7 protein-coding genes and 1 pseudogene are annotated in these 12,023 nt (G+C 63.0%); 2 read left to right on the top strand and 6 right to left on the bottom strand.

Annotated features, from left to right (window positions below):
- Window positions 1-64: 64 nt before the first annotated feature.
- A pseudogene (locus tag D8676_RS20930) lies at window positions 65-1,036 on the top strand (ArsB/NhaD family transporter); the annotation flags it as partial.
- Window positions 1,037-1,443: 407 nt separating this feature from the next.
- Here the strand turns inward: D8676_RS20930 and D8676_RS20935 are convergent.
- The 5 genes from D8676_RS20935 to D8676_RS20955 all read right to left on the bottom strand — a co-directional run bounded on the left by D8676_RS20935 (window position 1,444) and on the right by D8676_RS20955 (window position 7,188).
- Entirely contained in the window at window positions 1,444-2,508 is a 1,065-nt protein-coding gene (locus D8676_RS20935) for a lipocalin-like domain-containing protein (protein WP_121583045.1), read from the bottom strand.
- Window positions 2,498-4,897 carry an ABC transporter permease gene (locus D8676_RS20940; protein ID WP_121583046.1) on the bottom strand — a complete coding sequence of 800 codons (2,400 nt, stop codon included), beginning with the start codon at window positions 4,895-4,897 and terminating at the stop codon, window positions 2,498-2,500. The genes D8676_RS20935 and D8676_RS20940 overlap by 11 nt, the downstream gene beginning before the upstream one ends.
- Window positions 4,894-5,550, bottom strand: a complete 657-nt coding sequence (locus tag D8676_RS20945; RefSeq protein WP_121583047.1) for an ABC transporter ATP-binding protein — start codon at window positions 5,548-5,550, stop codon at window positions 4,894-4,896. Before D8676_RS20945 ends, D8676_RS20940 begins: the two co-directional genes overlap by 4 nt.
- 405 nt (window positions 5,551-5,955) lie before the next feature.
- Complete coding sequence (locus tag D8676_RS20950; protein ID WP_121583048.1) at window positions 5,956-6,798, bottom strand: universal stress protein; 843 nt, start codon at window positions 6,796-6,798, stop codon at window positions 5,956-5,958.
- Between the two features lie 66 nt (window positions 6,799-6,864).
- Window positions 6,865-7,188 (bottom strand): cytochrome c, encoded by a 324-nt coding sequence (locus D8676_RS20955; protein ID WP_121583049.1) that lies wholly within the window; start codon window positions 7,186-7,188, stop codon window positions 6,865-6,867.
- Between the two features lie 300 nt (window positions 7,189-7,488).
- On the opposite strand from D8676_RS20955, the gene D8676_RS20960 reads away from it, so the two are divergent.
- Complete coding sequence (locus D8676_RS20960; protein ID WP_121583050.1) at window positions 7,489-9,876, top strand: phosphoketolase family protein; 2,388 nt, start codon at window positions 7,489-7,491, stop codon at window positions 9,874-9,876.
- A 30-nt stretch (window positions 9,877-9,906) separates the two neighbouring features.
- On the opposite strand, the gene D8676_RS20965 is transcribed toward D8676_RS20960, so the two are convergent.
- On the bottom strand, window positions 9,907-11,736 hold the full coding sequence (locus tag D8676_RS20965; RefSeq protein ID WP_245427013.1) for an acetate/propionate family kinase: 1,830 nt from the start codon (window positions 11,734-11,736) through the stop codon (window positions 9,907-9,909).
- Window positions 11,737-12,023: the final 287 nt, after the last annotated feature.

Below are 12,023 nucleotides of genomic sequence, written 5' to 3' on the forward strand. Positions count from 1 at the left end.
GGGACGGGTTCAAACATGGGTCACTTCTCAATGAAAATTACACGCTCCCCCGGGTCACTTCTCAGCAGCAATCAACATGCTCACCCCGATCGTCCTCGCAATCCTCTTGCGTCTCGACTTCCCGCCAACGGCCGCGCTCGCGTTCACGGTCGGCTGCGGCTTCGTGGCAGACACCACCTCGCTTCCACTCGTCGTCTCAAACCTCGTGAACATCGTCACGGCGAACTTCTTCGGCATTTCCTTTGGCCGCTATGCTGCCGTCATGGTCCCGGTCAACTTTGTCTCCCTCGTCGCCACGCTCCTCGTGCTCTGGGTCTGGTTTCGCAAGGACATACCTCAGACCTATTCCGCCAATGGATTGGAAGAACCACGCCACGCGATCCGTGACATGGCCGTTTTCCGCACGGCCTTTCCCCTGCTCGGTCTCCTCCTCGTCGCCTATTTCGTAACGGGGCCGCTGGGCGTGCCGATCTCCTTCGTGACAGGGGCGGCCGCGTTTATCCTGCTGGCCGTTGCGGGCCGCTGGTTTTCCGTCGGAAGAGATGCGGTAGTACCACTTGGTAAAGTGCTGCGTGGCGCGCCCTGGCAAATCGTCCTCTTTTCGATCGGCATGTATCTCGTTGTCTACGGGCTTGGGAATGCAGGCCTGACTGATCTCGCGGCGAGCGTTCTGCTCTGGCTGGCTGCGCAGGGAACATTCGTTGCCACAATCGGCACCGGCTTCGTCGTCGCGGTGCTGGCCTCCGTCATGAACAACATGCCTGCCACCCTCGTTGGGGCGCTTGCCATCGATAGGGCCGACGTTCCGGCATTCACGCAGGAACTGATGGCCTATGCCAACATCGTCGGCAACGATCTCGGCCCGAAGTTTACGCCGATCGGGTCTCTTGCAACGCTGCTCTGGCTTCACGTTCTTGCGGGAAAGGGACAGCGGATCACATGGGGGCAATACATGAAGGTCGGTCTGGTGCTGACCCCGCCAGTCCTTCTGGTCACGCTGATTGCGCTTTGGGCCTGGCTACCCATCGTGTCGTAATGTCTGAATATGCAATCTGCGTCGGGTAAGCGGAGCGTCTTGTTCCGACCAATGGCGGCCCTTCGAATCCTATCAAAGGGCCATTATCAGGCATAAAGCAGCGTGCCACCGTAATCGCCTCGGCTGGCAGGCTGTTGCTTGTCATCCGTGGCGGATGCTGCCCTCGCTTCCTGATGGTCCCAAACCTACTCCCGATCGCGATGCGGGCGTGGTCGGTTGGTTGAGCGCCAACGCTTGGAACAGGGGTTCGAGATGCATCAAGACCCTCAGAGCAGCGGCAGTTTTCGATTGACAAGATTTCCGGTGGCCGAAGATCCTTCCACCCAGTGGTCAACCCGAACGCATGTGAGGTAGCCAAGGCGCACGGCCGCGATGCGGCTTATTGATCACCTGGAGGCTGCCAACGGTCATCGCGGTTCGTAGCCCGTCATCTCAAGATAGCCCTTGCCGGGGTGAGTGCCGGTCACCCGCACCGGACCTTCCCAATAGGGGATGCTGAGGCCCATCCAGGCCTGCGTATTGAGCGCGCCGACGGTGACGTCGAGCGCCCGGTCGGACAAGGCGAGCCGCCAGCGTGTCGGGACGTCGCGACCGTCCACCCGACTTGTTTCTAGCGGAGTGGCGACAAGATTGCCATCGCCATAAGATGTCGTGCTGCCGTCCGCCCCGATCCAGGTGGCCGAGGTGAAGCTGCCGCCGACAATGTCGCGCAGGCTGAAACCCATCAGCTTTTCGCCGGTGTCGAAAGAGAGTGAGAACCAGTCCCAGCCGGCCTGATCCTGCGCCAGCGGCTGCGACGACCATTCGCGATCGAGCCACGCGGTGCCGTGCACTGGCACCTCGCCTTCGGGCAGCGTGAGCGTACCCTCGACCGCGAAGAAGGGCTGGGAATAGTAATAGCTCGCCTGTCCCTTCGCCGACTTCACCGAGTAGCCATGATCGCCGTGAAGAACGAGCGGGCCTTGGGCGTGCATTGCGATGTCGTAGGCGAAGTCCGTGCCGGTGGCGGTCAGCCGCAGCCTGTCGAAACTGTCACCCGCCATTTGCCAGTCGTCGATCCAGGCGGCGAAGGGCTCGGCCGTGACGCCCGCCTGGCCTGTGCCGCCGCGCGCGAAACGCTCCGTGGCCCGGTGGGTCAAGGCGCTGGTGACGGCGGCATGGCCAAACCATAGCTGCGGACTCTCCCATCCCTCGGCCTCGGCCGGCGCGAGCGCCGAACGGAACAGCGTCCATTGCAGGCCGTAGTCCGCGCCATCGGGCCCGGTAAGATTCGCGGTCAGGTACCACCACTCGATCCGGTAATCCGGATGGGAGCCATGATCGCGCGGAAATTGGAACTGCTTGCCCGCTTCCGGAACCGAAAAGCCCTCGGCGTCGGTGCCCAGCCCGGCAAAGCCCTGGGCAAAACCATTGCCGAAGCCCAACAACAGGACGATGAGCGCTACGGCGCAATGCCAGGCTCTAGCGTTCATTGGCGAAGATCCTGAGCAATGCTGTCGGCTCCATGCGGGCGAGCCGCCAGGCAGGCCACAGCGCCGCGAGGAGTGCTGCGGCAAGCGCAAAGAGCACCAAGCGGATATATTCGGCAGGAAACAGATACATCGGCAGACGCCAGCCGAACGCCTCGACATTGACGATGGCAAGCAGCACCCAGGCGAGCGCCAGGCCCAGCGGCAGGGCCAGCGCCGCCGTGACCCCGGCAAGCAGGACGGTACGCAGGATCTCCAGCCCGGCGAGCCGGCGCTGGGTCGTCCCCATCGCCCAGACGGGCGCCATCTGGGGCAGCCGCATCGCCGCCAGCGTGAGGAGACTCATCAGGATTGCGAAGGCCGCGACGGCCAGCGTCAGCACGTTCAGCGCCCCGGTCACCGAGAAGGTGCGCTCGAACACCGACATCGAGAACGCCTTGAGTGCCGCCTGGTCGACAACGCTGGCGGGCCGCAGCCCGATCTCGTCGACCAGAGCCCGGCGCAAGCCCTCCGGGTCGGAAGTGCGCACGCCGTAGCGGACGGGCACGATGTCGGGGAAGACCTGCCGAAACAGCGCCTCGCCGATGATGGCCTGGCCGCTCGGGTTTCCGTAGTCGCCGACCACGCCCGCGACCGGCAGCGACAGTTCGGGACCAAGCGCAAGCATGGCGCCGACCCGCAAGCCGGCGCGGCGGGAAAGCTGCTCGTTGACAACCACTGCCTTGCCCTCCTCGACCTCGTCCCATACCGCGGGAACCGCATCGAGGAAGCGCCAGTTCTCGCGGTAGGTATAGCCGACGCGTGCTCCGAAAATTTCCGCCGGAAGGCCGGCGAGCGTCGCGTCGACCGACATGACCGGCAGCAAGGCGTCGGCGCGCGCCGCAAGGAAGCGCTCCAGGCCCGCCCGGTCTGTGCCCGCATCCGCATTGACATAGAGTTCGGCCGACAGGCGCTGGTCGAGGAAACCGGTAAAGGTCAGGCGGAAGCTCGAGACCATGGTGGAAACGCCGACATTGGCCGCCATCGCGAGAAGCAACGCCATCAGTGCAAGCCCGAGACCGGGCAGTTGCTGGCGTGTGTCGGCCCAGAACCATTGCGCCATGGCGCGGGCGGCCTGTCCTTCGCCAAGACGCAGGATCGCCGCCAGGCAAGATGGCAGCGCAAGTGCTGCCCCGAGCAGCAGGCAGGCAAGAAGTGCGAAGCCGGCAATCAACCCGTTGCCGGCGACAGCCAACGCGCCAGCCGCCGCGAGCAGCACGACAGCGACTGCGGCCTGCAGCTTGCGCGTCCGTCCCGAGGCCAGCGCCCAGGCGCGTCCGCCGGCGCTGGCCAGGACCGGCATTTGCGCCAGCCGCCACACCGCGCTGGCGGAAGCAAGCAATGCGCCGCCGAGCGCCATGGCCATGCCCGAAAGCCACCATGCCGGACGGATCTGCAGCGTGCCTGCGACGTCAGCGCCGTAAAGGCCTCGTATCGTTGCCGCGACGTCGGGCATCAGCAGCGTTGCGATGAAATAGCCGAGCACGATGCCGAGCGCGCCGGCAAGCGTCGCCAGCGAGACAAGCTCCAGCACCATCAGGACGATCAGCCGGCGGAGCGGCACGCCGAGCGCCCGCAGCGTGCGGACCATGCTCCGTCGCTGCTCGAAGGCGAGGCCGATCGCGCCGTGGACGATAAAGATGCCGACGGCGAAGCTGAGGAAACCGAAGGCCGTGAGATTGAGGTGGAAACTGTCGGTCAGCCGACCAACATCGCTTGCGTCGTCCGCGCGCTGGAGCATGAGGTCCGGCGCGATCGCGGCCAGCGGCAATTGGTGCAGAGGCTGGTCGGCCAGAACGATCAGGCGGCTGATGCGCCCGGTACGGTCAAGCAGCTTTTGCGCGACGCCGATGTCGGCGAGCACCGTGCCTGGCGCTACCGCCGTGTTGCGCAGCGCCGGGTTGGGCAGGTTCGCCACGAGCAGCGCTTCCGTTTCCGGGCCGGCGACCAGCGTGTGTGCGCGCAGGAAGTCCGCGAGGTCGGTGCGGTCCAGCGCTGCGCTTGCGGTCGAGCCGGGTGGCGCGGTCAGGGGATCGATCCCGACCAGCCTCACCATCGTGTCGCCGACGCGCAGCCTTCCCTCCACCACCGGGCTGACCAGCCAGCCGGCGCGGCGCAGTTCCACGAAAAGCTCCTGCGCGATAAAACCCCCGTCGCGCGGCAGAAGCTGGTCAAACCGGCCCTCGGCGAGCGTGGCGGCAGCCGCATCGTAGCTGGCGCGCGCCTCGGCGTTGATCGCCTGCACCCCCGACCAAAGGGACGTCGCCAGCGCGAGGCCGATCACGAGAGTCAGCAGTTGGAGCCGGTTGCGCCGCCAGTGTGAAGCCAGCGCCGACAGGATCGCGCCCGTCACGCGAGGCGACCCTGGCTGAGATGCGCCTGCCGCCCGAGCCGCGCTGCGAGGCGAGGGGAATGCGTGACCATCAGCAACGCCGCCCCCGTACTGGCCACGAGCGCCAGGAACTGCTCCATCACCTCATCCGCAGTCGCCTCATCGAGATTGCCGGTCGGCTCGTCGGCGAGGATCAGCTTCGGTCGCGCCGCCAGCGCGCGGGCGATCGCCACGCGCTGCTGCTGGCCGCCGGACAATTGCTCCGGGTATTTCCGTAACTGCGCCTCCAGCCCGAGCGCGCAGGCCAACCGTGAAAGCTCCGCGGGTTCCGCCATGCCGTTCAAACGCGCCTGGAAGGCGATGTTGGCGGCGACGTCCAGGGAGGGGATGAGGTTGAATTGCTGGAAGATGATGCCGACCGCGCTTCGTCTGAGAGCCGCGCGGCCGCGGTCGTCGAGCGCGGTGACCTCCTGCCCGTCGAGCAGGACGCGCCCGCCATTGGCGGCATCCAGCCCTGCCACCAGATGCAGCAACGTGCTCTTGCCCGAGCCGGATTCGCCGGTCAGCGCCAGCGTCTCGCCGGCATCGAGCAAAAGCGATACGCCGCGCAGGACAGGAACCGGACCTTCCGGCCCAGGATAGGATTTCTGCAAATCTTCGATCGAAAGCAACATGCACTACAGCTATCGTCTATGACGGAAGCGGGAAAGTCATGTGATGATGCGCGCTCCAGGCCGTGTTCCGTTCCGAAGCTGGATAAGCGGCAAAAGGTGGCGCGCCGATAAAAATCGGCGACGATAAGGCAGGAGCCGAATTGCCGTGTTCGCGGATATGCCGCAGGCGCAGAATCGTTCTCGCCGCTCGCTCGATAGGCCTACGTCATGTTGATGGCGCCGTGGTGAGGTCAGATCCTTGGCTCATCTCGCCGAGGGTCTTGGATCGGCGATGACGAAGAGCATGCCGATCCCGCCCAAAGACAACTGTCGATTCAGAACTTCGGCCGCGATGGCTACGGACTCGTTCTCGTCCAGCCGAGAACATGAACTCTCACTTTGCACGATCAAACAACGCGGCTAGCTCTAGTAAGCCATCATAAGAGGTACGGGGCATTTATCCAGAAGCGAGCGCGTCATCCCGCCCAAGACCGCTTGACGCAAACGCGAGTGGACGAACGCTCCCATGACCAGCAGTTCGACCTGCTCACTGGCAAGGAACAAACGCATCGCTTCGCCTTCGTCATCGCCCAGCTGGTTTGCGACCACGGCGATTTTCGTCGTGACACCATAAAGGGTCAGATAGTTGCTGAGTTCATCGGCTGATTTTAATCCCTCCGAACCCTTTGTGTCGAGAACAGTGGCGATGTTGACCTGATCAGCCATCATCAGGAAATCGAGGCTGTCGCGAACCGCTCGGGCAGCTCTGGCACTGCCATCCCAGGCGATCGCCACCTTTCCGATAGAACGGCGATCTGTCCCGGGAGTTATCAACACCGGCCGTCCGGTGTTGAAAATCGCATGTTCGATCGCCGGCCTGACCCAAGTATGCGACGGCTGGTCAGCTTGCAGAATTGTCAGATCATGAAGTCGCGCCATGGCAATGAAGCGCTGGTAGCGCCCGTCAAATGGCGAGTGGGCGTGTTCAATGGATACGCCGATACCTTTTTCGGATGCCAGTTGTCTAACTGTCTGCGTGGCGTGTGCAGATGCCTTTGCGAGTCGATCCGTTTCTTGCGCGATCCAGATCGAGGATGAACCAAGCGTTAGCGGGAATGGCTGCAACAAATCGGGAGCGAACACGTAAACTGTGAGTTTCGCCCGGTAAGCCAACGCCAGTTCCATCGCATCGGTCAGAGCGGCGGTCGAGGGGGCGACATCTGCACCGACGCCGACGAGCAAGCTTCGGAAACGACCGCTATCGCACATATGCGAATCCTCCGCGACTCTCGTTGTGCTCCACCCTCATCGCAGCCTTGCGATCCGGGTCATGATCTAATCATTGAGGCTGCTAATATAGTCAAGGATTGCGCCGATCTGGCCGGGTGTCGCTACGAACTCTGGCATGTCAGGGTGTCCAGTAGATATGCCTTCGGCAAAGGCTTCCTCAAGCGCATCGATAGGATAACGCTGTGAAAGCGTCCGGAAGGGTGGCGCATCCGCATGATCGCTCTTGCTTGTTCGATCGATCGCATGACAGCGCGCGCAGTTCAACTCCACCAAAGCCTTTCCCTCTGCAATGCCGTCGGTTTGGGCGGACGCTGAATCGAGAGCCATTAGCATCGCCAACCAAGCCATTCCGACCATCGTTCTGGACATGGGGTCGTTTCCTCCCTGTCGGTAGCTGTTTCACTCTGATACCATGGAGGGTAGCGCCTGGCGAACAGACGCACACGTCTAATTTCGATTAACTCTTGGCTTTGCAATACTCGGTAGCACTAATCTGATCTGTTACGCCGAGACTTGATGGGTGATTGACGGCATGGGGCCAAAAGTGGCCGACCGTGGCGAGTCCCATAGGGTGTTCGGGGCAGCTGAGGCGGTACCGGTCCATCATGACCGGCTGGCGAGACCATCGACGACCGGTTTGTCGCAGGGATCTGGATTACGGAGCTTAGAATGGCGGAACTGGATGACACGCAACTGGGTTTGATGGACCGCTACTGGCGCGCGGCCAACTACGTGTCGGTCGGCCAGATATATCTCATGGACAATCCTCTGCTGCGTCAGCCGTTGAAGGCGGAACACGTGAAGCCGCGGCTTCTCGGTCACTGGGGCACGACGCCCGGGCTCAACTTCATCTATGTGCATCTGAACCGGGTCATCAGGGAACGCGACACAGACATCCTCTACATCTGCGGCCCCGGCCACGGCGGGCCTGCAATGGTCGCCAACACCTACCTCGAGGGCTCGTACAGCGAGACCTATCCTGAGATAACGCAAGACGAAGAAGGATTGAGGAAACTCTTCCGGCAGTTCTCGTTCCCGGGCGGCGTGCCCAGCCACGTCGCCCCGGAGACGCCCGGTTCCATTCACGAGGGCGGTGAACTCGGCTACGCGCTTGTCCATGCCTTCGGTGCCGCGTTTGACAACCCCGCCCTCACAGTCGCCTGCGTCGTCGGCGACGGGGAAGCCGAGACAGGTCCGCTGGCGGCCGCCTGGCATTCCAACAAGTTTCTGAATCCGAAGGTTGATGGCGCGGTCCTGCCGATCCTGCATCTTAATGGCTACAAAATCGCCAATCCCACCCTTTTGGCGCGCATGTCGGACGCGGAACTCCGCGATCTTTTCAGGGGCTACGGCTACGAGCCGCTCTTCGTCGAGGGGCATGAGCCGATACCGATGCACCGCGCCATGGCGGCGTCAATGGACTTGGCCATGGACAGAATTCAGGACATTCAGCGAGAGGCGCGAACGGAAGGCTGGTCGGGCGAGCGCCCGCGCTGGCCGATGATCATCCTGCGCAGCCCGAAAGGTTGGACTGGACCGAAGGAGGTCGACGGCAAAAAGGTGGCGGACTTCTGGCGCTCGCATCAGGTCCCCGTTTCCAATGCTCGCGGCGATGCCACCCACCGCGAGATCCTCGAAGAGTGGCTGCGCAGCTATCGGCCGGAGGAGTTGTTCGACGTAAAAGGCCGCTTCCGGCCGGAGATCGCTTCCCTGGCGCCCGAAGGCGCAAAACGCATGGGCGCGCTGCCCCATGCCAATGGCGGGATGCTGAAGAAGGACCTCATCCTGCCGGACTGGAAGAGCCTCGCGCTCGACGTCGGGCAACCGGGCGAAACGATCGCCGAGGCGACCCGCTTGATGGGAGCTTATCTGCGTGAGGTCATACGCCTCAACGCCGAGGCAAGGAATTTCCGCCTCATGGGTCCAGATGAGACCGCCTCGAACAGGCTCGACGCCGTCTTCGAAGTGACGGACCGGGTCTGGATGGAGAAAATTGAACCTTACGATACCCACCTCGCGCGCGAAGGCCGGGTAATGGAGGTTCTGTCAGAGCATCTTTGCCAAGGGTGGCTGGAAGGTTACTTGCTGACCGGGCGGCATGGCGTGTTCTCCTGCTACGAGGCCTTCATCCACATCGTGGATTCTATGGTCAATCAGCATGCCAAATGGCTCAAGGTTTCTGCGGAATTACCGTGGCGCAAGCCGATCGCCTCTCTCAACTATCTCCTGACCTCGCATGTCTGGCGGCAAGACCACAACGGCTTCAGCCACCAGGATCCGGGCTTCGCCGACTTCGTCGCCAACAAGAAGGCCGACACCGTCCGCCTTTATTTTCCGCCGGATGCCAACACGCTGCTCTGGGTCACCGACCACTGCCTGAGGACCTGGAATCGGATCAACGTGATCACGGCTGGCAAACAGCCTCAGCCGCAGTGGCTGACTGCCGAAGGGGCGGAACGCCATTGCGAGGCGGGCGCCGGGATTTGGGAGTGGGCCTGCACATGCCCGGCTGACGAGGAGCCCGACGTGGTGATGGCCTGCTGCGGCGACGTGCCGACAGTGGAAACGCTGGCTGCCGTCGACCTGCTGCGCCGCGAGCTACCCGATCTCCGGATCAGGGTGGTCAACGTTGTAGACCTGATGACGCTGCAATCTCACACGACCCATCCGCACGGGTTCACCGACGATGAATTCGACGCTCTCTTCACGAAGGACAGGCCCGTCATCTTCGCCTACCACGGCTATCCCTATCTCATTCACCGTCTGACCTATAAGCGGACCAACCACGACAATTTCCATGTCCATGGCTTCCAGGAGGAAGGCACGACCACCACGCCCTTCGACATGGCGGTCATGAACCGGATCGACCGTTTCCACCTGGCAATGGCGGCTGTCAGACGCCTGCCGGATCTAGGCGAGCCTGGCGAACGAATGAGGGACATGTGCAGGCTTTTCCTCGAGGAGCACGCTCACTATATCCGCGAATACGGCGAGGACATGCCCCAGGTCCAGAAATGGAGCTGGCCCTACAAGACTGCTGCAGAGGCCGGAGACTGATAGCCTGACTGGCGACGGCCATGGCATACTTCAGTTCTGCACGAGTTGACCCATCGCGGTGACTTCAATTCCCGCCGCGTTTGCCTCGTCGGTATCGATGTGCACTTCCGTGAACGAGTTGGCGCCCACCCGCACCAGGGTCCGCCCGAAGGTGAGGCCGCGATCCTCGTCGCCAACGCGCACGTCGACATACTCCCCGTCCTGGATGCCGAGGCGCTTTGCGTCGGCGGGGTTGGTGTGGATGTGCCTGGCCGCAATGATGAGGCCGTCGGTGGTGAAGCTTCCGGAGGGCCCCTCGATCGTGACCTGCGGTGTAGCTTCGATTCTGCCGCTGTCGCGCACGGGCACGTCAATGCCGAGCGCGAAGCTGTCGGTGCGCGAAACTTCGATCTGCGTGCGCTCGCGCAACGGTCCGAGGATCGCGACACGTTCGAGCCTGCCCTTGGGACCGACGAGCGTGACCCTTTCGCCTGCCGCCCAATGGCCTGGCTGTCGCAGCGGCGTCGCCTGGTCGAGCACGTAGCCCTTTCCGAACAGGGCATCGACCGCCTCGCGCGAGAGGTGGACGTGCCTGGCCGAGACCGCAATCGGCAGGCGCAGCTGGCCCCCCGGCTGGCCGGCCGCGAGCATCGCCGCCGTCTCGCGGGCGATCATCAGCTGCTCAGCCGTCTCCGTCACGAAGACGCGGACACGCGAACCGTAAGCCTGGATCTGAGACGCCGCGTGGCCTGACAGGTTCACCCCCATGTTGCGGTCGTGGTCGAGTTGCAGGCCCATGAAGTCCAGACCGTCGCAGATACGCCGACGCATGGAGGGAGAATTCTCGCCGATGCCCCCGGTGAAGACGATCGCGTCCAGTCCTCCCATGGCTGCCGCATACGCCCCGACATATTTTTTGGCGCGGTAGGCGTAGATCTCGATCGCGAGCTGGGCTTGGGGGTCTCCCTTCGCTGCCCTGTCTTCGATGTCGCGCATGTCGGACGAGCCTGCCAGCCCTTTCAGCCCGCTTTCGTCGTAGAGCGCGTCCTCGATCTGCTGCACAGACAGACCGAGTTCGCGCGACAGGAAGCCGAACGCGCCTGGGTCCACGTCACCTGAGCGGGTTCCCATCACCAGCCCCTCGAGCGGCGTCATCCCCATGGAACTGTCCATGCTGTGCCCGCGGTTGACGGCGCAGACGCTGGCGCCGTTGCCGAGATGAATGCTCACCAGTTGCAGGTCAAAAAGCGGTCGGTCGATTTCCTCGGCTGCCCTTTCGGCCACATATTTATGGGAGGTTCCATGAAACCCATAGCGGCGCAGGCCCGCCTCTCGCCATCTCGCGGGCACCGCATAAGTTGTTACGAACGCCGGGTTGCTGAGATGGAAGGCTGTGTCGAAGACCGCGACCTGAGGCAGGTCCGGCCAGAGGCCCCTGCAGAGCCTGACTGCCTCGAGATTCGCTGGGTTGTGAAGTGGAGCGAGCGGTGACAGCGCCGCGATGGCCTCGACCGTTTCGTCGTCCAGCAGCGTCGGCGAGGAAAATCTTGCGCCGCCATGGACGATCCGGTGGCCAATGGCATCGATAGCCTCAACTCCGAACCGCTTCAACGCAGCCGGAACGCCCTTCAGCGCTTCGGTGGGACTGCCAAACTCGGCTGCGCCGCGCTCGTCGGTTTCGCCATGCCGGAAGCGGTATTCGCATCCTCTGCTCCGAAAGCGCTCATAAGAACCCTTGAACACTCCGCGTGTCTCCGTTCCCACGCTGAAGATGCCGAACTTGAGGCTGGAACTGCCGGCGTTGAAGACGAGTACATGCATGCACTGCCCCTTGTCAGTAGGTGGTTTACGGTTGACTAACACAGTTTCGCCGAACTGCACGGTGGACGCTAGAACATCGATCGGGTCGCTGGCACGCAGGGCTATCCCCGGTGGCCGGGGTGGCATTCAGCAGCGCTTTGAGCACGCCGCGTGTCTGGCCGATATTCGCGTTTTAGCTGGTGGCAACACGGTTCGCATCCGAGTTTTTTGGGCCGACTGGCGGAAGGAATAGCGAAGGAGGCGCTTCTACTGATGGCAAGCAGGCAGGATGCAGACCGCAAACTGGCGCAATCGGCCGTATCTCGCCCGAGAACGGCTTGCGTGCTCCCGGTCATGCGCCCCATCTT

This window comes from Mesorhizobium sp. YM1C-6-2 (genome assembly GCF_003666685.1).
Taxonomy (GTDB): Bacteria; Pseudomonadota; Alphaproteobacteria; order Rhizobiales; family Rhizobiaceae; genus Mesorhizobium_K.